This window comes from Sediminicoccus sp. BL-A-41-H5 (assembly GCF_050632405.1).
Classification (GTDB): Bacteria; Pseudomonadota; Alphaproteobacteria; order Acetobacterales; family Acetobacteraceae; genus Roseococcus.
Genome location: NZ_CP192601.1, coordinates 75402 through 95425 on the forward strand (window position 1 = coordinate 75402; position 20024 = coordinate 95425).

At 72.0% G+C, this 20024-nt stretch carries 18 protein-coding genes; 6 read left to right on the plus strand and 12 right to left on the minus strand.

Features of this window, described 5'->3' with window-relative positions; genetic code table 11:
- Positions 1-8: 8 nt before the first annotated feature.
- Positions 9-2945, minus strand: a complete 2937-nt coding sequence (locus ACQ860_RS00385) for a carbohydrate-binding domain-containing protein (protein ID WP_431301423.1) — start codon at positions 2943-2945, stop codon at positions 9-11.
- Between ACQ860_RS00385 and ACQ860_RS00390 the strand changes: the two genes are divergently transcribed.
- The 5 genes from ACQ860_RS00390 to ACQ860_RS00410 all read left to right on the plus strand — a co-directional run bounded on the left by ACQ860_RS00390 (position 2944) and on the right by ACQ860_RS00410 (position 8283).
- A complete protein-coding gene (locus ACQ860_RS00390) occupies positions 2944-3447 on the plus strand; it encodes a GNAT family N-acetyltransferase (protein ID WP_431301424.1) in 504 nt (167 codons plus the stop codon). The two genes, ACQ860_RS00385 and ACQ860_RS00390, sit on opposite strands and share 2 nt — an antisense overlap.
- A 5-nt stretch (positions 3448-3452) precedes the next feature.
- Positions 3453-4673: a TIGR03087 family PEP-CTERM/XrtA system glycosyltransferase gene (locus tag ACQ860_RS00395; RefSeq protein WP_431301425.1), complete on the plus strand. Its 1221-nt coding sequence runs from the start codon at positions 3453-3455 to the stop codon at positions 4671-4673.
- A complete protein-coding gene (gene xrtA / locus ACQ860_RS00400) occupies positions 4670-6154 on the plus strand; it encodes an exosortase A (protein ID WP_431301426.1) in 1485 nt (494 codons plus the stop codon). Before ACQ860_RS00395 ends, xrtA begins: the two co-directional genes overlap by 4 nt.
- 151 nt (positions 6155-6305) lie before the next feature.
- Positions 6306-7010 carry a PEP-CTERM sorting domain-containing protein gene (locus ACQ860_RS00405; RefSeq protein ID WP_431301427.1) on the plus strand — a complete coding sequence of 235 codons (705 nt, stop codon included), beginning with the start codon at positions 6306-6308 and terminating at the stop codon, positions 7008-7010.
- Between the two features lies 1 nt (position 7011).
- Entirely contained in the window at positions 7012-8283 is a 1272-nt protein-coding gene (locus ACQ860_RS00410) for a glycosyltransferase (protein ID WP_431301428.1), read from the plus strand.
- 23 nt (positions 8284-8306) lie between these two features.
- On the opposite strand, the gene ACQ860_RS00415 is transcribed toward ACQ860_RS00410, so the two are convergent.
- The 10 genes from ACQ860_RS00415 to hpnI form a co-directional block, all read right to left on the minus strand.
- Positions 8307-9626 (minus strand): hypothetical protein, encoded by a 1320-nt coding sequence (locus tag ACQ860_RS00415; protein ID WP_431301429.1) that lies wholly within the window; start codon positions 9624-9626, stop codon positions 8307-8309.
- The gene (locus ACQ860_RS00420) at positions 9623-10066 is read right to left on the minus strand and encodes a molybdenum cofactor biosynthesis protein MoaE (protein WP_431301430.1); all 444 of its coding nucleotides are present in this window, start codon (positions 10064-10066) and stop codon (positions 9623-9625) included. Before ACQ860_RS00420 ends, ACQ860_RS00415 begins: the two co-directional genes overlap by 4 nt.
- 1 nt (position 10067) lies before the next feature.
- Positions 10068-10319 (minus strand): molybdopterin converting factor subunit 1, encoded by a 252-nt coding sequence (gene moaD / locus ACQ860_RS00425; protein ID WP_431301431.1) that lies wholly within the window; start codon positions 10317-10319, stop codon positions 10068-10070.
- Between the two features lie 3 nt (positions 10320-10322).
- Positions 10323-10949, minus strand: a complete 627-nt coding sequence (locus ACQ860_RS00430; protein ID WP_431301432.1) for a hypothetical protein — start codon at positions 10947-10949, stop codon at positions 10323-10325.
- Between the two features lie 61 nt (positions 10950-11010).
- On the minus strand, positions 11011-11628 hold the full coding sequence (gene pgsA / locus ACQ860_RS00435) for a CDP-diacylglycerol--glycerol-3-phosphate 3-phosphatidyltransferase (protein ID WP_431301433.1): 618 nt from the start codon (positions 11626-11628) through the stop codon (positions 11011-11013).
- A gap of 5 nt (positions 11629-11633) precedes the next feature.
- A complete protein-coding gene (gene uvrC / locus ACQ860_RS00440) occupies positions 11634-13541 on the minus strand; it encodes an excinuclease ABC subunit UvrC (RefSeq protein WP_431301434.1) in 1908 nt (635 codons plus the stop codon).
- 309 nt (positions 13542-13850) lie between these two features.
- Positions 13851-14234, minus strand: a complete 384-nt coding sequence (gene folB, locus ACQ860_RS00445) for a dihydroneopterin aldolase (protein ID WP_431301435.1) — start codon at positions 14232-14234, stop codon at positions 13851-13853.
- Positions 14235-14294: 60 nt separating this feature from the next.
- Positions 14295-15086: an SDR family oxidoreductase gene (locus tag ACQ860_RS00450; protein WP_431301436.1), complete on the minus strand. Its 792-nt coding sequence runs from the start codon at positions 15084-15086 to the stop codon at positions 14295-14297.
- 18 nt (positions 15087-15104) lie between these two features.
- Positions 15105-15965 carry a hopanoid biosynthesis-associated protein HpnK gene (hpnK, locus tag ACQ860_RS00455; protein WP_431301437.1) on the minus strand — a complete coding sequence of 287 codons (861 nt, stop codon included), beginning with the start codon at positions 15963-15965 and terminating at the stop codon, positions 15105-15107.
- Positions 15962-17107 (minus strand): bacteriohopanetetrol glucosamine biosynthesis glycosyltransferase HpnI, encoded by a 1146-nt coding sequence (gene hpnI / locus ACQ860_RS00460; RefSeq protein ID WP_431301438.1) that lies wholly within the window; start codon positions 17105-17107, stop codon positions 15962-15964. The genes hpnK and hpnI overlap by 4 nt, the downstream gene beginning before the upstream one ends.
- Positions 17108-17152: 45 nt before the next feature.
- Here hpnI and ACQ860_RS00465 point away from each other — a divergent pair, with 45 nt between their 5' ends.
- Positions 17153-17953: an MlaA family lipoprotein gene (locus ACQ860_RS00465; protein ID WP_431301439.1), complete on the plus strand. Its 801-nt coding sequence runs from the start codon at positions 17153-17155 to the stop codon at positions 17951-17953.
- Here the strand turns inward: ACQ860_RS00465 and ACQ860_RS00470 are convergent.
- Entirely contained in the window at positions 17950-20007 is a 2058-nt protein-coding gene (locus ACQ860_RS00470; protein ID WP_431301440.1) for a TonB-dependent receptor, read from the minus strand. The genes ACQ860_RS00465 and ACQ860_RS00470 overlap by 4 nt on opposite strands.
- Positions 20008-20024 lie beyond the last annotated feature (17 nt).

The window sequence follows — 20024 nt, forward strand, 5'->3', positions numbered from 1 at the left end:
GCTTTCCGCTACAGCCAGAAGTCCCCCGCGCGCAGCGAAGGCACGCCCTCCAGCGTGATCTGGACGTCGGGCAACGTGTCGCCGTTCAGGTCGGCCGAGAGCACGCCCTCCGCATAGCGCAGCTGGCCGGGCGTGCCGTTGAAGAGCGCGCCTGCGATGTAGGTGAAGGCCTGGTCGCCGGCATGGGTGGTGTCGGCGTCGATCGGGCGCAGGTCGAGCCGATCGCCCTGGGTGCGGCTGAAATCGGTGATGACATCGCCATTCGCCTCGGCCGCGCTGGTGAAGGCGAAGACATCCTTGCCCCTGCCGCCGGTCAGCCGGTCCTGCCCCGCGCCGCCGTTCAGCGTGTCGTTCCCCGCACCACCGGCGAGCGTGTCATGGCCCAGGCCGCCCGTGAGCAGATCGGCGCCGCCGGTGCCGTTCAGCAGCTTGCCGGTGGCCACCGCCGCGAGGGTGAGCGTGACGTCGCCATTGCTCATCAGCGCGGATTTCAGCCCGGTGGAAGCGCCGCCCAACCTGATGTCCTCCACATAGAGGTTGCGGTCCATGCTCGCCGAGCCGCCCCAGCCATCATTGAGGAAGCTGACGGTGACGGCATGCCCGACGCCTGCCGCAACCTGGCCCAGCGCGATGGATGCCCCGCCGGTGGCATGCGCCGCCGTGACGGTGCCGGCCCAGGCCTGGACGCCGTCCACCTTCACCACCGCCTGCGGATCGCCCTGCCAGGAATCGCCCCCCAGCACGATCGCGAGGTCGAGTGCCGCGGTGGCGGCCGGGGCGGAGACGGGCGTCGAGATGGAGGTCGGCGCCGGGGCCGTGACCGTGGCGGGCAGGTTCAGCGTGGCGTCCCCATTGGACAGCAGCGCCGCCTTCAGGCCGGTGGAGACGCCGCCGAGCCTGACATCCTCGACATAGAGGTTGCGGTCGGTGCTGGCCGAGCCGCCCCAGGCATCGTTCAGGAAGCTGACGGTGACGGCATGCGCCACCCCCGGCGTGACCTGGCCGAGCGCGATGGCGGCCCCGCCGGTGGCATGCGCGGCGGTGACCGTGCCGGCCCAGACCTGAACGCCATCCACGCGCACCACCGCCTGCGGGTCGCCCTGCCAGGCTTCCGCGCCGAGCACGATGGCGAGGTCGAGCCCGCCGGGGATCACGGGCGGCGGCGTGGTCGTCGCCGGTGCCGTCATGCTGGCGGGGGGCGGGTTCATGGGAAGGGCGAGCGTGGCGTCGCCATTGACCAGCAGCGCCGCCTTCAGGCCGGTGGAAATGCCGCCGAGCCTGACGTCCTCGACATGGAGGTTGCGGTCGGTGCTGGCCGAGCCACCCCAGCCGTCATTCAGGAAGCTGACGGTGACGGCATGCGCCATGCCGGCCGTGACCTGTCCGAGGCTGATCGCGGCCCCGCCGGTGGCATGCGGCGCGCTGACCGTGCCGGCCCAGACCTGCACGCCATCCACGCGCACCTCGGCCTGCGGGTCGCCCTGCCAGGATTCCGCGCCGAGCACGATGACGAGATCCAGCATCGCAGGGGCCGCGGGGTCCGTCGTCGTGGCCTTGGTGATGGCGCTCGCCGTCGTCACCGTCGGCGCCGCGATCGCGTAGGTCGGGTCGCGGAGGAAGTCGGCGCTGCTGGTGAAGGGCGCCGCATCGGCGATGAGCTGGGCGTAGACGCGCGCGGCCTCGGCCGAGCCGGTCACGCGCGCGATGCCGGCCAGCGTGGCCAGCGCCAGCTGCGCGTAGTCGCCCTGGCTCTGCGACCAGCCCGCATTGTTGGACCAGCCGCGCGCATCCATGGCGGCACCCATCTGCGCCCAGCTGGTGTAGAGCGCGCCCGTCGTCGCATCGCCGGTCGCGATCAGGTAGGCGGCGCCGTCATGGGTATCGAAGCCCTGGGCGGCGTGGGTGAAGCGGCCGACCAGGAAGTTCTCCTGCCACTTCAGGAAGGTCATCGCATCGGCATTGCCGCGGCTGGCGGCGGCGATCACGGTCGAGGCGAAGTAGTCCTGCTGCCAGGGCGGCATGGCGCCCTTGATGCCGTATTCGCCGGGCAGCCAGCCATGCGCCTCGCCCTGCTGCTGGGTCCAGACCGGGATCTGCTTCACCAGCCAGGCCCAGTTCTGCGCCGAGGCCTCGGTGAAATAGGCCTTCTCGCGGCTGCCCTCGGGGCTTGCCCAGGCGGCTTCGTCAATCTGGCGCAGGCTCCAGGCGGCGCCGCGCACCTGGTTGCCCTGCACGACGAGGTCCCCCGCGCCGTCGCGCAGCTGGGGCCACTGGCTCATGATGCTCCAGCTCGCCTGGGCCTGGAGGTTGTCCAGCATCCAGCGCTGGCCGGTCAGCAGATAGGGCACGAAGGAGAGGTCGGGCTGGTGGGCGGCATCCAGCGTCCAGCCGCTGCTGGCATCGAGCGGCTGCGTGAGCCCGCCGGAGGTGGCGTCGCCCGGCCTGCCCACGCCGCCGCGGCCATCGGTCCAGAGGGTGGGGTAGGCGTCGGTGTTGAGCCAGGTGTTGTTGGCGACATCGCGCAGATGCCAGGGAATGGCGCTCGCGGTTTCCGCCTGTCCCAGCGCATGGGCGGCGGCGCGGGCATCCTGCGTCATGAGCCAGCCGGTGTTGGACTGGGTGGTGAAGCCGATATCGGCGCGCCCGCCGGTGCCGGGCATGTATTGCGTCACGCCATTGGTCGCGAGCGGCGCGTTCCAGCCGGGGTCCGTGATGGCGGCACCCCATGCGTTGAGCAGCGTCGGGTCCACCCCGCGCGTCAGGTCATAGGATGCGATGGCGCCGGTGGCCTGCAGATGCGCCACGTCCTGGCGGATGTTCAGCCAGCCCTGGGCGGGGTCGCCCAGGCCCTGGCCGCCATTCTTGCCGTTGGAGGAGAAGGCCTCGTGCCAGTTCTGGTACTGCCCCTGGTCGAGCGTGAAGCGGCCGGCCTGCCGGCCATCCATGGTGACGGTGACACTGGTGGCGACCCGGCCGCCGCTGGCCGTCTTCTCGCGCGGTTATTTCCGGCTGCTGGCGGAGGTCTTCGGCGATGCGATGGATGTGGTGACGGTGCTGCATGAGGGCACGCCGGTGGCCGCGGTCATGAACTTCCATTTCCGCGAGGAGGTGCTGCCCTATTACGGCGGCGGCACGCTGGCGGCGCGGCGGCTGGCCGCCAATGACGTCATGTACTGGGAGGTGATGCGCCGTGCGGGGAGCGAGCGCGGCGCGCGCCTGTTCGACTTCGGGCGCAGCAAGCAGGGCACCGGCGCCTTCGAGTTCAAGCAGCATTGGGGCTTCGCGCCGCAGCCGCTGCACTACGCCTATCAGCTCGGCGCGGGGGCCAGCCTGCCGGAGCACAATCCGGCCAACCCGAAATACCGGCTGATGATCGCGGCCTGGCGGCGCATGCCGCTGCCGCTCGCCAAACTGCTGGGGCCGCCCATCGTGCGCGGCCTGGGGTGACGAAGATGGGACGCCTGCTCTTCCTCACGCATCGCCTGCCCTATCCGCCCGACAAGGGGGACCGCATCCGCTCCTGGCACATGCTCGACCACCTGGCGCGGCGCTGGGAGGTGGATCTGGGCTGCCTCTCCGATGATCCGGCCGATGCGGAGCACCTGCCGATGCTGCGGCAGCGCTGCGCGGCGGTGCATTGCGAGCCCATCGCGGGCGGCGCGCTCGCCGCCTTGCGCACGCTCTCCCGCGCGCGGCCCGGCCTGCCGCTGACGCTGGGCTGGTTCCATGCGCCGGGCCTCCAGGCCTGGGTGGAGGCTTCCCTGGCCACGCGCCGGCATGACGCGGTCTTCGTCTATTCCTCGGCCATGGCGCCCTATGTGATGCGGGGGCCGCGCGTGGCGCGACGCGTGCTCGACCTCGTGGACGTGGACAGCGAGAAATGGCGCGCCTATGCCGCTGCCGCGCATCCGCCGCGCCGCCAGCTCTGGGCGCGGGAGGCACGCACGCTGCTCGCCTTCGAGCGCCGCGCGGCCTGCTTCTTCGACCGCACGCTGCTCGTCTCCGAGCCCGAATGCGCCCGCTTCCTGGACCTCGCGCCCGAGGCACGGGGGCGCGCGGGCTGGGTCGAGAACGGCGTGGACCTCGACGTCTTCGACCCTGGCGTGCCGCATGCCGATCCCTATCCGCCCGGCGCGCCCGCCCTCGTCTTCACCGGCACGATGGACTACCCGCCCAATATCGAGGCGGTGCGGGATCTCGCGCGCGAGGTGCTGCCGCGCCTGCGCGCGCAGCCCGGCCCCGCGCCGGAATTCCACATCGTGGGCGCGCGCCCCACGGCGGAGGTGCGGGCCTTGGCCGCGCTGCCCGGCGTGCATGTCACCGGCCGCGTGCCCGATACGCGCCCCTACATCGCGCATGCGGCGGCGGCGGTGGCGCCCTTGCGCGTCGCACGCGGCATCCAGAACAAGGTGCTGGAGGCGATGGCGATGGCGCGCCCCGTCATCGCCTCCACGCCGGCCTTCGAGGGCATCAAGGCGATGCCGGGGCGAGACCTGCTGGTGTCCGATGGCGCGGAGGCGACGGCGCAGGCCGTGCGGGCCGTGCTGCGCGGCGAATGGCCCGGCCTCGGGGCCGCGGCGCGGGCGGCCGTGGCGACGGGGCATGACTGGGCGGTCACGCTTGGCCCGCTGGATGCCATGCTGCGCGTGCGCGAAGCGGCGCTCGTCGTATGAACATCGCCGCGCGCGCCACCATCGCGCCGCCGCCCGCGAGCCTGCGTGGCGAGGGCTGGGTGGTGCCGCTGCTGGTGCTGGCGGCGGGGCTCGTGGCCCTCGGCTGGGTGTTCCGCGCCGAGGGCGTGGCCGCCGTCACCGTCTGGGAGAACTCGGCCGCCTATAATCACTGCTGGCTGGTGCTGCCCGTCGCGCTCTGGCTCGGCTGGACGCGGCGGCACCGGCTGGCGGCCCTGGCACCGCGCCCCACGCCCTGGGCCGCGCTGCCGGCGCTGGGCGCGGGCTGCGCCTGGTGGCTGGCCGAGCGGCTGGGTGTGATGGAGGGGCGGCAATTCGCGGCGCTTGCCGCCATGCTCTCGCTGGTCCTGGCCGTGCTCGGCTGGCGCGTCTGCCGCGCCATGGCGGCGCCGCTGCTCTACCTCGTCTTCCTCGTGCCCTTCGGCGCCTTCCTGGTGCCCGCGCTGCAGCGGGTGACGGCGGTGATGATCGTGATGGGGCTGGAACTGCTCGGCATTCCGCATCACGCGGATGGGCTGATCATCGAACTCGCCGCCGGCACCTTCCTCGTGGCCGAGGCCTGTGCGGGGCTGCGCTTCATCATCGCCTCCCTCGCCTTCGGCGCGCTCTACGCGCTGGTGATGTTCCGAAGCCCCGGCCGGCGCGTGCTGGTCATGGTGCTGGCCCTTGTGGTGCCGGTGGTGGCGAACGGCATGCGCGCGCTGGGTATCGTCCTGCTCGGCCACCACTGGGGCAGCGCGGAGGCGGCGGCGGCGGATCACCTGATCTATGGCTGGGTCTTCTTCTCGGCGGTCATCCTGCTGCTGATCCTGGCGGGCCTGCCCTTCCGGGAGGATCGGCCGGAGCCGGCGCCGCCGATTCCGCTGCCGCCCGCCGGCCCCTGGCGCGGCGGCAGGCTCGCGGCGGCGGCCGGGCTGACGCTCGGCGCCGGCCTCGCCATGCCCGGGCTGGCCGCCGCGCTGGACCGGGCGCCCGCCGGCGGGGCGGAGCGCATCGTGATGGCGCTGAGCGCCGGCGAGGGGTGCGCGGACGAAGGGGCGGCGCTGCGCTGCGGTGCGCTGGTGCTGCGCGCTGAATTGCGCCGCTTCCCCGCCAGCGCCCGCTGGTCGGCCGTGGTCGCCGAGCGCCAGCTTGCGAGCGGCCAGGAGGATGAGGCGGTGACCTTCGCCATCCAGACCGAGGGCGCGCGCTGGGAGGCGCGCCAGCCGCCGGGCGGGGCGGATGCGGTTGCCGTCGCGGCCTGGCATGGCGGCGCGCCCGCGGGCGATGGCCTGCGCGCGCGCGCCACGCGCCTCTGGCAGGGGCTGGGCGGCGCGGCGGGCCGCCCCGTGCTGGCCGTCATCAGCATCGAGGCGCCGGGGGCCGATCCCCGCCAGGCGCGCGCGCTGCTGCGCCGCCTGCTGGAACAGGGTGCGGCGGCGGGCGTGGCGGCGGCCGCGCGGGCGCAGTCGGAAGGCGGGTGAGGGGGCATGTCGGGATTATTGACAGCCGCGTGGCAAGGGCTGGGGATTGGCCGGTAACGCTTGGAAAAGACGACAGAAAATCCATGGCACGATTTCTGCTGCTCACGTCGTGACGCCCAATCGCGGCGCCACCTACACGGAGGCCACGACCATGCGAAGCTCATCCAGGTTTGTCCTGCTCCTGCTCTTGGGGCTCGGCATCGGGGCCTCGGCTTCGGCGGCGCCGCTGCTGCAGTACCGCGTCTTCGAGGATGACGTGCTGCAGGCCGGGCTCAGCGGCTCCTCCTTCACCGGGAGCCTGGTCATCAGCGGCTCGACCGGCCGGTTCGAGCTGGTCTCGGTCATCGCCGGCGGCAGCCCGCTCATCGCGCAGCCGGGCATGACGGCGCAGACGACGAACATCGCCTCGCTCACCGGCTTCGGCACGGGCCCGCGCACGATCCGACTGGAGGTCACGCAGACCGGCCTGGACAGCCAGAGCGCGGGCGGGCTGATCGGCGCGCTGGGCAGCACGCTCACCGCCAACATCCTGGTGAACGGCGCGGCCGTCGGCGGCGTCACGGTGGCGAACTACGCCGATGCGGCGGATGTGGCCTTCAGCCGCGCCATCCCGCTCGCGACCGCCACCTTCACGGGGCCGGGCAATGACGCGACGCCGGTGATCGTCAGCAAATTTGCGCTGCCGGGGCCGAGCTTCTCCGAGACGATGGTCTTCACGGCCAGCTTCCTGGGCGGCGGCGCGGTGGTGAATGCCAGCTCGCAGATCGTGGCCGTGCCGGAGCCCGCCTCGCTCGGCCTCTTCGGCCTCGGTCTGCTCGGCATGGCCGCGATGCGCCGCCGCCGCCCGGAGGCGTGAGGTGAGCCGCCGGCCGGGCCCTGCCGGATGGAGTGGCCCGGCCGGCGCGCCGCTGCGCGTCGTCACGCTCTCGACGCTCTTCCCGCATGCCGTGCAGCCGCATTTCGGCGTCTTCGTCGGCGCGCAGACGCGGGCACTGGCGGCGCGGCCCGGCGTGGAGGTCCGGGTGGTGAGCCCGCTGCCCCTGCCGCCCCCGCCGCTCGACCGCCTCCCGCGCTACGCCCGGCCGCGCGCGCTGCCGCTGGAGGAGGAGTGGCATGGCCTGCGCGTCGCGCGGCCGCGTCTGCGTCTGATCCCGGGGCTGAGCGCGCCGTTCAACCCCTGGCTGCTGGCGCGCGCCGTGCGCCCCGTGCTCGCGGCCTGGCGCGCCGAGGGCTTCACGGCGGACGTGCTGGATGCCGAATTCTTCTTCCCCGACGGGCCGGCCGCGATCCGCCTCGCGCGGGAACTGGGCCTGCCCTGCTCGATCAAGGCGCGCGGCGCCGACATCCATTTCTGGGGCCGTCGCCGCGGCACGGCCGGGCAGGTGCGGCGCGCGGGGCAGGCGGCCGACGGCCTGCTCGCCGTCTCAGCCGCGCTGGCGCGGGACATGGTGGCGATGGGCATGCCGGCTCAGCGCGTCAGCGTGCATTACACCGGCTGCGACCTCGATCATTTCCGCCCGCGCCCGCGCGTGGCGGCGAAGCGGGCGCTGGGTGTGGCGGGGCCGCTCGTGGTCAGCCTCGGCGCGCTCATCCCGCGCAAGGGCCATGCGCTGGTGGTCGCGGCGATGCGCGAACTGCCGGATGCGACGCTGCTGATCGCGGGCGGCGGCCCCGAGGCGGGGCGCCTTGCCGCGCTGGTGCGACGCCTCGGCCTCGAAGGTCGCGTGCGGCTGCTGGGCCCCGTGCCGCATGGCGAATTGCCGGCGCTGCTGGCGGCGGCCGATGTGATGGCGCTGGCCTCGGCGAGCGAGGGGCTCGCCAATGCCTGGATCGAGGCCATGGCCTGCGGCACGCCCGTGGTCACGCCCGATGTGGATGGCGCGCGCGAGGCGCTGGACCGCCCCGCCGCCGGCCGCCTGCTGGCCGAGCGCACGCCTGAGGCCATCGCGGCGGCCATCCGTGCGATCCTGGCAGACCCGCCACCGCCCGCGGCGGTGCGCGCCGTGGCGGAGCGCTTCACCTGGCCGCGCAACGCGGCGGAGCTGCACGCGCATCTGGCGCGGCTGGCGGGGCGCGAATGGGTGATGCCGGTTCCGGTGCTCGCCGGGAGCTGGAGCATGACGCGGTGAGGCGGAATCGCCGAAACGCTGAATCATCCTCTCAGTAAAGGCGAGCGCCGCCGCGGAACCGCCAGCCAGGCGCCGAGCGGCAGCAGCCAGGCGATGCGCGCCTGGTAGCGGGCATGCACGCCCGAGAGCGCGCCCGTCGCCAGCGCATTGGCCAGCACCGCCACCACCAGCGCCAGCAGCAGGCCACGCAGCCGCGCATCGCCGCGCCACCAGCCCCAGGCGAGCAGCGGCAGGCTTGCCAGCAGCACCAGCGGGTGCAGCCAGGCGATGGCGCGCCCGGCCTGGGCGAGGCCCGCGCCCCGTTGCAGGGCCGCGTCGAAGCCCGCCACTTCGCTCGGCGGAAAGCCCTGGGCGATGCGGGGACGGACGGCCACGTCGAGGTGCCGGTTGCCCAGCGTGTCCCCGATCCCGGCCGTGAGCAGTTGCCGCCAGGCATTGCCCAGGCCGGCTTGCAGCACGGAAAGCGGCTCGCGCCACAGCGTTTCGGCGACGATGATGCGGGCCTCGGGCGCCAGGAGCATGCCGCCCAGGAAGATCGGGATGCCCTCGGGCGTGCGGTTCACCGGGCTGTCCGGCGCCCAGAGGAAGACGTCGGCATCCTCCGGCAGGCGGCCGGCGAAGTCGCAGAGATACCAGCCGGCCTCCGGGCAGCGCGCGGCGATGGTGCGCGCGGCCGGCCCGTCGGCGACGAGGCGGGCCAGCAGGAAGCTGCTGCCATGGGGCGAGAGGGCGATGCGCCCATGCCCCGCGATGTTGGTGGCCAGCAGCAGCAGCATGCCCCCCGCCAGCGGCGCCAGCACCGCGAGGCAGCGCGCCCAGCGCAGCCGCATGACGAGCGCGGGCAGCAGAAGCGCCAGCATCACCGGCAGGTGCGAGAGATGCGAGGCGGTGGCGACACTGCCGAGCAGGATCAGCCAGAGCCGCTCGCCGGGGCTGAGCGCCGCCCAGCCCCAGCCCAGCAGCACCGCGGCGAGCACGGCCACGGGCGCCAGGATGTCCGGCATCACCAGCGCGGCCGACCAGGGCAGGGTGGTGCCGAGAGCGAGGGCCGCGCAAAGCAGCAGATGGCCGCCCGGCGCGGCCCGCCCCAGCACGCGCGCCAGCAGCCAGATGAGGTGCGAGACGATCACGCCCTGCGCGAGGCTGGTGCCCCAGAGCGAGAGATGCTGGTGGAAGAGCCAGGCGAAGGGCCCGTAGACCCAGGGCTTGTCCCAGATCATCAGCGGCACGACGGTCTGCGCCAGGAAGGCGCCGCTGTCGCTGAAGAGCAGCGGGTAGCCGTTCAGGAAGGCCGGACAGATGAGGAGGAGGCCGCCGGCGAGAATCGCCGCGCAGGCGCTCACCACTTGCTGGCGGCGGCGTCGTCCTCGCTGCGCGCCTCGACCCAGCGGGCGTGGCCTTCGGTGAATTCCTCGCGCTTCCAGAAGGGCGCCTTGGTCTTGAGCCAGTCCATCAGGAAGGCGCAGGCCTCCAGCGCCGCCTGGCGATGCGCGCTCGCCGTCAGCACCAGCACGATGGGCGCGCCCGGCGGCAGCCGCCCCACGCGATGGATGACGGTGCAGCCGGTGAGCGGCCAGCGCGCCTCCGCCTCGGCCGCGATCTTGCCCAGCGCGCGCTCGGTCATGGCGGGATAGTGTTCGAGCACCATGGCCGCCAGCCCGTCATCGGCGCGGCAGACGCCCGTGAAGCTCGCGACGGCGCCGATATCGGTGCGGCCCTGCGTGAGGCGCGCCGTCTCGGCCGCCACGTCGAACTCCGCGTCCTGGACGGCGATGCGCGCCATCTCAGCCGCCGGTCACGGGCGGGAAGAAGGCGACCTCGTCACGATCGCTCACCGGGTCGGCGAGGTTGGCGAAATCCTGGTTCACGGCGGCGCGGATGGCGGAGGGGTTGGCGAAGGCGGCCGCATGGCCGGGGCCGAGCGTCGCCAGGTGGCGCATCAGCCCGCCCACATCGGCGATGCCGGCCGGCAGGGCGATCTCCTCACCGGCGCGGCCGATCTTCTCGCGCACCCAGGCGAAATACAGGATCTGCATGGCTCAGCGCGGCGTCGGCACCTGCTGCACGCGGCCGCCCGGGCCGATCAGCGTGGTGGTGGCGCCGTCGCGGATGGCGAGGCCGGAGCCCTGGGGAGAGACGGTGGACTGCACATTGCCTGCGCCGCCCGTCCCCACCACGCCGCCCTGCGGCGTCTGGAACACCTGGCCGGGCGGCGCCGCGCCATCGGTGCGGTTGGCGCGTGGCGGCGGCGTCGGCGCCTCGAAGATGGGGGACATGACGGGCGGGGCGGCGCCGGGCGCATTATCGAAGGCGCCTCTGCTGCCGCGCGTGCGGGGCGGCGGCGCATCCGTCACGCGGACGCCGCGCAGCGCCTCCTCGGGGTTGGCGAGCGTGGCGCGCGGGCCTTCCTCGACGGGCCAGACATCGCCCGGCTCGGGGCGCAGCGGTTCGAGCGGATCGGCGGCGCCGCGGATGCGCTGCACGGTCAGGCTCTCGGTCGGCATTGCGGGGCGCATGCCGCCCCAGTTGGGCCCGAAGCGGTCATAGGTGCCCGACAGGCTGCGCTGCACGCCGGCAATCCCCGACTCGACGCTGGTACAGCCCGCCACCGCGACAGTGGCGGTCAGCAGGGCCGCGGCCCTGAACGCCGAGAACTTCAAGCGCATTCGTGACTCCTGGAGTAGAAGAACATCTTGCGGTGCAAGATGCGTCGCCTGTCGCGCGATCTCAAGGCCGCTCCAGCCGATTGGCTGGTGACGAAGTGTGAGCCGGCGTCTCGCGCGCCGCATGGCGCAGCCCCGCCGCCAGATAGTCCCAGCCGGTGACGAGCGTGAGCGCTGCCGCGGTCCAGAGCATGAGCTCGCCGATCAACGAGACGGGCAGGAAACCCAGGCCGATCACGGCCGCGCCGCTGTCGCCTGCCAGCAGCGTGCCGAGCGCGCCCATCTGGAAGCCCGTCTTCCACTTGGCGAGCGCCGTGACCGGCAGGCCGAAATTGATGCCGGCGAGATATTCGCGCAGGCCCGAGACCAGGATCTCGCGCAGCATGATCACGATCGCCGGCAGCAGCGCCCAGTTGGGCAGGCGGTCGAATCCGGCGAGCAGCATGAGCGCGGCGCCCACCAGCAGCTTGTCGGCGATCGGGTCCAGCATGCGGCCGAAATCGGAGACGATCTTGCGGTCGCGCGCGATCTTGCCGTCGAAGTAGTCGGTGATGGCCGCGGCCGAGAACAGCGCGCAGGCCGCCATGTCCGCCCAGGGGGCGCGGATGGCCACGAACACCACGAGCAGCGGGATCGCCAGGATCCGCGAGAGGGTGAGGAGGTTGGGCAGGTCGGTTGGCACGGCGTCTATGTAGCTTGGCCCGCGCCAAGGTGGAAATGCTCATATATCCGCCGGGCGAGCGCAGGGCCCACGCCGGGGCAGTTGCCGAGATCCGCCTCGCTCGCCTGGCGCACGCCGCGGGCCGAGCCGAAATGGTTCAGGAGCTCCCGCTTCACCTTGGGGCCGACGCCGGGCACGTCATCAAGCTCCGACTTCGTGAGCGACTTGGCGCGGCCCGCGCGATGCGTGCCGATGACGAAGCGGTGCGCCTCGTCGCGCAGGCGCTGCAGATAATAGAGGACGGGGTCGCGCGGCGGGAGCTGGAAGGCCTCGCGCCCGGCCATGTGGAACCATTCGCGCCCGGCATCGCGGTCCACGCCCTTGGCGATGGCGACGAGGGGGATGTCCTCCAGGCCCAGCTCGGCCATCACCGCGCTCGCGGCCGAGAGCTGGCCCTGGCCGCCATCGATGATGACGAGGTCCGGCCAGCCTTCCTCGGTGCGGGCGGGATCCTCCTTCAGGGCGCGGCCGAAGCGGCGCTCCAGCACTTCGCGCATCATGGCGAAGTCGTCCCCGGGCTTCGCTTCCTTGATGCTGAACTTGCGATAGGCGGATTTCACGAAGCCCGTGGGGCCGCCCACGATCATCGCGCCATAGGCGCTGGTGCCCATGATGTGGCTGTTGTCATAGACCTCGATCCGCTCCGGCCGCTCGGCCAGGTCGAACAGGCGCTGCACGCCGTCGAGCAGCTGGCCCTGGGCGGTGGATTCCGCGAGGCGCCGCTCCAGCGCTTCCCGCGCATTGGTCTCGGCGTGCAGCACCACGTCGCGCTTCTCGCCGCGCTGCGGGCGGTGGAGCTCCACCTTGCGGCTGGCCTTGATGGAGAGCGCCTCGGCGATCAGCGGCGCATCCGGCACCTCATGGCTGAGCAGCACGAGCGGCGGCGGCGGCAGGTCGTCATAGAGCTGGCCGAGGAAGCTGCCGAGCACCTCTTCGGGCGTGATGTCGCTCTTGGAGTGGGTCAGGAAATAGGGGCGGTTGCCGTTGTTGCGGCCGCCACGGAAGAAGAAGACCTGCACGCAGGACTGCCCGGCCGCCATGTGCAGCGCCACCACATCGGCATCGCCCATGCCGTCGAGGTTGATGCGGGACGTGCCCTGCACATGGGTCAGCCCGCGGATGCGATCGCGCAAGGACGCCGCGCGCTCGAATTCGAGCTTCTCCGCGGCCTCTTCCATCTCGGCGGCGAGGCGCTTCTGGATGCTGGGCGTCTCGCCCGCCAGGAACTCCTTGGCCTCGGCCACCAGCGCGCCGTAGTCCGCCGCGCTGATGCGCTCCACGCAGGGGGCGGAGCAGCGCTTGATCTGGTGCAGCAGGCAGGGGCGGTCGCGCGTGTCGAAGACCGTGTCGCGGCAGGTCCGCAGCAGGAAGACGCGCTGCAAGGCCGTGATGGTCTGGTTCACCGCCCAGACGCTGGCGAAGGGGCCGTAGTAGCTGGCGCCCTTGCGCCGCTCGCCGCGATGCTTCGCGATCTGCGGGAAGGGGTGGTCGTCGCTCACCATCAGCCAGGGATACGACTTGTCGTCGCGCAGGACGATGTTGTAGCGCGGCCTCAGCCGCTTGATGAGGTTCGCCTCCAGCAGCAGCGCCTCGGCCTCGGAGGCGGTGGTGATGACCTCGACGCGCCGCGTCTCGTGCACCATGCGGCGCAGGCGCTCGGGCAGGCGGGCGATCTGGGTGTAGCTGGTGACGCGCTTGCGGATGGCCCGCGCCTTGCCGACGTAGAGCACATCGCCCTTCGCATCCAGCATGCGATAGACGCCGGGGGAGAGCGGCAGTGTGGGCAGGGTCGCCTCGAGCACGGCCAGGCCGTTCCCGGGGCCGGTCTCTGGCGGGCTTGGCGCGACCTCCTCGGGCGAATCGGCGGATTCCATGGGGTTGCGCTTACCGGGCCGGGCCGGGCGGCTCAAGCCGGACGAAACAATCCCCCGATCCTGTGGATAACTCTGTGGGTGATGCTGGGCCCGCGCCAGGGAGATCGGCCTTGCACCTTGGGTTACATCACATTGCCTGGAGAATGGGCAGTGAATCAACCCATTGAAAACAATGAAAACAGCCAGGAATGCCCGACCTGCATGTTTTGCCTTTATGAAGAAAGTGTTGCAAAAACAGTGCGACCGGAATTGCCGGTTTTGGCAGTGGATGATTCTTCGCCGGAGTGGCCGTCAAGACTTGACTTGGATTTACGCGCGCTCTCGCTCCACGGTCACGCCCACGCTTTCCGCATCGGCGAAGGCGTCCGGCTTCTCGATCGAAACGCGGGCGTGCAGCACCCGCGAATCCCGGAGGGCGATCTCGGCCACCGTCTCGGCCAGTGTCTCCACCAGCAGCACATGCCCCTCCGCCACCGCGGCCCGGGCGGCATGGACCAGGTGGCCGTAATCCACCACGCGCTCCAGATTGTCCGGCCCGATGCCGATGGCGGCACTCTCGTCCACCACATCCAGCTCGATATGCATCCGGATGCGCTGGGGCCCGACCTTCTCGTGGGCATAGACCCCAAGCCGGGCCTGCAATTCCAGCCCGCGGACGAAGACCTTGCGGATGCGGGGCGGCGTGGAACTCATGCGGGCGTGTCGGCATCCGGTTGATCGAGAGGGCGAGGTAGCACCTGGGGCGTCGCCCGGCTATTCCTCCGGCGCCGATCCAGGAGAGGCGGGCGACCATTGCAGATGTTGCCCGCCATCCAGGTGAATCACCTGCCCGGTGACGGAGGAGAGGCTGAGCAGCGCCATGGCCGCCGCCGCGATCTCCTCCGGAGAGGTGCCGCGCGCCAGCGGCACCGAGGCGCATTGCCGGTCGAACTGCGCCTGGCTCTGGCGCGGGCTCGGCATGGCCGGCCCGGGGCCGATGCCGACCACCCGGATGCGCGGCGCGAGCGCGAGTGCCATCTGCTGCGTCAGCGCCCAGAGCCCGGCCTTGCTGACCGTATAGGTCACGAAATGCGGCGTCAGCGACATCACGCGCTGGTCCAGCATGTTCAGCACCACGCCGTGCTGCGGCGCCGGCAGCGCCATGGCGAAATCCTGCATCAGCCGGAAGGGCGCGCGCAGATTGGGCTCGATATGCTGGTCCCAGCTCTGCCGCGTCGCGTCGTTCCATTCGTCGCGCTCGAAGGTGCTGGCATTGTTCACCAGCACGCCAAGCGGGCCCAGGGCCTCGCCCGCGCCCGGCACCAGCCGCGCCACCTCGGCCTCGCGCATCAGGTCGGCCTTCAGGATGGCCGCTGCCCGGCCGCGCGCGCGGATCTCGGCCGCCAGCGCCTCGGCCTCCGCCTCGGAGCTGTTGTAATGGATCGCCACGTCGAAGCCCGCATCGGCCAGCGCCAGCGAAATGGCGCGGCCGAGCCGCTTCGCGCCGCCCGTGACGAGGGCGCGGCGGGGGATGTCCGGGCGGATCGGAAGCAAGGGAGACCTCATGCGGGGAAGAGCGGCCCCTCAACTGAGGGCGCCCCGCGGTTTCGGCAAGAGCATGGCCGCATAGCCGCCGCGCTCCAGCCCCGCCACCGCCGCCGCCACCGCCGGGTCGCAGAGCGCCGCCAACTCGCCCGCATAGTCGTAGCCGGCGGCGCTGCCGGGAAAGCCGCCCCGCAGGGCCGGGTGGAAATAGAGCTCCGTCACGCCCTCCGGCAGGCGGGGCAGCACGGCGCGGAGCCGCGTGGCCGTGAAATGCCCGGACCAGGCGAGCCCCACCATGCGGTCCGGGGCGACGAGGTTCCAGTTCAGCGCCCGCCGTCGCAGCGTGCCGCACCAGGGCTTGAGCGCCCATTCCGCCGGGCGCGGGCTGGCCCGGTCTACCGCGCGGATCAGCGGCCCGGGCTCCCAGGGCAGGCGGATGCAGCGCACGCCGGCGCCGGCCGCCGCCTGCATCAGCGCCGCCGCGATCAGCGGGTGCAGGTGGTAGTGCTTGTGCGCGTTCACATGATCGCAGGCGAGGCCCGTCGCGGTGAAGCGCTCGACCTGCGCCGCCACCTCGGCCGCCAGCTCCGCCTTGGCGGCGGGGGAGAGCGCCAGCAGCAGGCCGAGTGCGGCCATGTCATCCCGGAAGCGGCCATTCTTCTGCGTCAGCGCCGGAATCCGGGTCGCTGGCAGCACCGGCACGCCATCGGTGAGCGTGAGATGCAGGCCGACCGCCAGCCCCGGATTGGCGCGTGCGACGCGCACGCCCTCTTCGAAGCCGGCCTCGCCCACCATCAGGCTGGCCGCCGTCAGCACGCCCTCGCGATGCGCATGCTCGATGGCTTCATTGGTCTCGGGCGCGAGGCCGAGGTCGTCGGCGGTGAAGATGAGGCGTTTCATGGCGCGCGCCCCGTTTCCACCATCCGCCCATCCGCGCCAAGCCGGTAGCGCCCCGCCCCCCAGACCACGCCGCCGCGCCGCAACCCGGCCAGCCAGACGGCGGCGGAGAGCAGGTCCCGCGCGGGCAGCCAGGCCCAGCGCCGCCAGCCGCCGGCCACGCCGAGCGCGGCATCCACGCCCTGGGCGAGCGCCAGCCTTGCGGCCAGCACGAGCGCGAGCCCGGCCAGGGTGACGGCGCCTGGGGCGAGGGCCAGGGCCAGCAGCGCCCAGGCCAGCGGGTGGGTCAGCGCCAGCCCGGCATAGCCGGCCGGGTTCAGCAGCCGCACCGTACGCGCCCAACGAACCTCATGATTCCAGAGGGATGAAAAGTTTTTCTCAGACATGACGTGAGCTGGAATCACCGGCGAGACCACCACCTTCAGGCCCAGACCCCGCACCGCCGCCCCCAGCGCATGGTCATCGGCCAGCAGCGGCAGCAGCGGCTCGAACCCGCCGATCCGGTCCAGCGTCTCCCGCGAGAGCGCCATGGTCGCGCCATAGCAGCCCTCGGCCTGCCCCATCGCCTCGCCCAGTGCGGCATTGGGCAGGAAGTGCCAGTCAATGCCGAGGGCCGCGAGGCGCGACCAGGCCGCGCCATTCGCGGGCTCGCCGTGGTAGAGGCAGGTGACGAGGCCGATGCCCGGTTCGGCGAGCGGCGCCGTCACCGCCGTCAGCCAATGGGGCGGGCAGCGCATGTCGGCATCGCTGATCACCAGGGCGCCATGCGTCGCCGCCGCGCCCAGATGCACGAGTTGGGAGACCTTGCGGTTCGCCCCCAGCACCGCGCCCCCGCTGATGATGCGCGCCGGCGTGGCGCTGGCCGCCATCGCGGCCGCCGCGACCGGCAGCGCCGCATCGCCCGGGTCCGCCGCGCCGAAGATCGCCTCGAAGGGGGCGGCGTGGCGCTGCGCCAGGCAGGCGGCGAGATTGGCGGCGAGCCCCGGCTCATCGCCATGCAGCGGCTTCAGCAGGCTGGCGGGCAGGGCAGGGGCGAGGGGCGGGGGCGTCGCCGCCAGCCGGCGCAGCGCGCGGCGGGCCAGCAGCGCCTGCGCCGCGCCGGCGAGCGAGACCAGCAAGAGCAAGAGGGCGAAATAGAACGTCACGCGCGCACTATCGCGCGGCCATCCCAGGGCGGGTAGAGTAGGGGCGTGAAGTCCATTCTCCCCATGGCTCTCCTGGCCGGACTGCTGGCCGGCTGCGCCACCCAAGGCCCCCCCGGCAGCGACCCTTCCGACCCCTTCGAGGCGTCGAACCGCGCCGTGCTCGAATTCAACACCTCGCTGGATGAGAACATCATCCGCCCGGCGGCCGAGGCCTATCGCGACACGGTGCCCGCCCCCATGCGGACCGCGCTGCGCAATTTCCTGCGCAACCTGAACGAGCCGGTCATCCTCGCCAACAACCTGCTGCAGGGCCGGATGATGGATGCGGGCCACACGCTGATGCGCTTCTACATCAACTCGACGGCGGGCGGCCTCGGCCTCTTCGATGTCGCGACCGCCTCGGGCATCGAGCGCCGCACGGGCGATTTCGGCCAGACCCTGCACGCCTGGGGCGTGCCCGACGGGCCCTTCCTCATGCTGCCCGTCTTCGGCCCCACCACGGTGCGCGACGCGGTGGGCGATGGCGTGGACGCGCTGGCGAGCCCGGTCGGCCTGGTCACCGGCGCCACCACCTCGGCCATGCTCTCGCAGATGCTGGGCGTGGGGCGCGGCGCGCTGGGCGGCCTCGACCTGCGCGCCGAGAATATCGAGACGCTGGACGCGCTGCGCTCCGAGAGCCTCGACTACTATGCCCGCCTGCGCAGTGTGGTGCGCCAGCGGCGCGACGCGCAGCTCGGCCGCAGCAATGCGGAGGGCGAGGGGCTCTCCACGCTGGATGATCCGGGCGCCCCGCCCGCCGACCCCGCGCCGTCCGAGAGCTTCAACCTCACCATTACGCCCCGCTAAAGCGCCCGGCTCAGCCCCGCGAAGATCGCCCGCCGCATGCCATATTGCGGCGCGCCCACGCCGATCCCCGTGCCGTCCCTGAGCTGGTAGGAGCGGTCGGCCAGGTTCACCAGATCCACCCGCGCGGTCCACACGCCGCCCTCCGGCGTCGTGAATTGCTGCGCGAGGCCGAGGTTGATGGTCGCATAGGGCGTCACCGACTGGCTGTTGGCGAAGCCGCGCCGCATGCCGCTGCCATAGACCAGCGTGCCCGAGAGCGTGCCCCCCTCCCAACCGCGCCAGCTCAGCCCCGCCGACCCGGTGACGAGCTGGTCGTGATCCGTCCGCACGAACTTGCTCTCCACCTGCGCGAGCTCCGCCGCACTCCAGAAATACTGGTTGGAGACGAGGCCGCGCCCCACCGAGCGCGAGAGCGTCAGGTTTGCGTAAGCCAGCCACGGCCCATCGCGGTAGCTCGTCGTCAGCTCCACGCCATAGACCCGGCCCTGGCGGTAATTGTAGGGCGAGAAGATGTAGGCGCTGCCGAACTGACCGAGATCCTGCATGTCCTGCACGTCGCGGTAGAAGGCATCCGCCCCTACCTGCCAGTTGGGCGCGAGCCGCTGGCGGATCGCGATGTTGTAGGAGTTGGCGCGCTCCGGCCGCGGCGCGCTGGCGATCGGCACCTCGGGCGCCAGCGTGGTGTTGGCGTAGAGCGAGAGCGCGGGCGCGGTCAGCAGCTCCGAGGGCGGCGGCGTGAAGTAGCGCGCATAGCCGAGCGAGAGCGTCGTCGCCTCGCTCGCGCGCCAGACCAGGTTGGCCCGCGGGCTGAGCTGGCTCGCCTCCACCTGCTGGCGCATCACGTCGAAGCGCGCGCCGTAGTTGAAGGTGAGCCCCTCGGCGATGCGCCACTCGTCCTGCGCGTAGATGCCGTAGAGCTGGCCATGGATCCGCCCGCGCTCCTGGATGGTGAAGGGCTGATCCAGCGCCGCGCCATCCGCGCTGAGCGGCAGCACGGTCGAGTTGCTCACATTCTGCGTCACATCGCGCGAGGCATAGAGCCCCATGCGGATCGTGTGGTCGGCCGCCACGCGCCAGACGCCATCCACCTGCAGGCCCATCGAGGTGTTGCGCTTGCGCGTCTCGGCCGCCGCGCCGTTGAAGATCATCTCGCCCAGCACGTCCGGCAGGTAGTTGAGGGAGGTCTGCCGGAGGAAGCCCGCCACCTGGAGGTCCCAGCTGTCGCGGCTGTGCTGCACCGCCAGCACGCCGAAGCTCGAGCGCTGCCATTGCCGCGCGCGCAGCGCCGCGCTGTCGTACAGCTCCTGCCCGAAGGCGCTGAACTGCGGCACCTGCCCCGGCACGGCCGGGATCTGGTAGCGCGACTGGTTGGTGGCGCCGATCAGGCTGATCCGCGTGAAATCGTCGAGCTGGTAGCCGAAATTCGCCAGGCCGCGGATCTGCTGCGTGTCGTTGTTGATGGAATCGCGCGCCGCCGTCGGGTTCTCGAAGCCGCGCTGGCTCTGGAGATAGTTGCCGGTGAGGAAATACTCGAAGGCTCCGATGGAAGAGCCATAGGCCATCGCCGGCTGGAAGGTGCCGAAGCTGCCGCCATAGGCGCCGATGCTCCCGCCCGGATCGGTGATGCCCGAACGCAAGGTCAGCTCCACGATGCCCGCCGTGCGATAGCCGAACTGCGCCGGCAAGGCGCCCGTCAGCAGCGAGACGGAGCGCAGCGCCCTTGCATCGAACATCTGGCCGAAGCCGCTGATGGCTTCCGGCAGGGTCACGCCATTGATGCGGTATTGCAGGTTGCGATGGTCGCCGCGCACATGCAGGTCGCCCTGCGCCTCCTGCACCACGCCCGGCGCCTGGAGCAGGATCTGGTTGAGCGAGGCCGCATTGCCCTGGGGCATGCGCTCGATCGTCTCGCGGTCCATCGTCGTCGTGCTGGCGCCGGTGCTGGCCGGGATGCTTTCGCGCGCGGTGACGTGCCGCGCGGAGTTCACCACCACATCCTCGATCTCCGCCTCGACCGCCCATGCCGCGCCCGGCAGCAGGAGCAGGAGGAACACCACCAACATCTGCACCA

Bases quoted from the DNA above. Each gene is read 5' to 3' on its own strand.
- ACQ860_RS00390 (WP_431301424.1), top strand. From the start codon at position 2,944: ATGGTGACGGTGACACTGGTGGCGACCCGGCCGCCGCTGGCCGTCTTC.
- ACQ860_RS00385 (WP_431301423.1), bottom strand. From the start codon at position 2,945: ATGGATGGCCGGCAGGCCGGCCGCTTCACGCTCGACCAGGGGCAGTAC.
- ACQ860_RS00395 (WP_431301425.1), top strand. From the start codon at position 3,453: ATGGGACGCCTGCTCTTCCTCACGCATCGCCTGCCCTATCCGCCCGAC.
- xrtA (WP_431301426.1), top strand. From the start codon at position 4,670: ATGAACATCGCCGCGCGCGCCACCATCGCGCCGCCGCCCGCGAGCCTG.
- ACQ860_RS00405 (WP_431301427.1), top strand. From the start codon at position 6,306: ATGCGAAGCTCATCCAGGTTTGTCCTGCTCCTGCTCTTGGGGCTCGGC.
- ACQ860_RS00420 (WP_431301430.1), bottom strand. From the start codon at position 10,066: ATGGCGCGCATCGCCGTCCAGGACGCGGAGTTCGACGTGGCGGCCGAG.
- moaD (WP_431301431.1), bottom strand. From the start codon at position 10,319: ATGCAGATCCTGTATTTCGCCTGGGTGCGCGAGAAGATCGGCCGCGCC.
- ACQ860_RS00430 (WP_431301432.1), bottom strand. From the start codon at position 10,949: ATGCGCTTGAAGTTCTCGGCGTTCAGGGCCGCGGCCCTGCTGACCGCC.
- uvrC (WP_431301434.1), bottom strand. From the start codon at position 13,541: ATGGAATCCGCCGATTCGCCCGAGGAGGTCGCGCCAAGCCCGCCAGAG.
- folB (WP_431301435.1), bottom strand. From the start codon at position 14,234: ATGAGTTCCACGCCGCCCCGCATCCGCAAGGTCTTCGTCCGCGGGCTG.
- ACQ860_RS00450 (WP_431301436.1), bottom strand. From the start codon at position 15,086: ATGAGGTCTCCCTTGCTTCCGATCCGCCCGGACATCCCCCGCCGCGCC.
- hpnK (WP_431301437.1), bottom strand. From the start codon at position 15,965: ATGAAACGCCTCATCTTCACCGCCGACGACCTCGGCCTCGCGCCCGAG.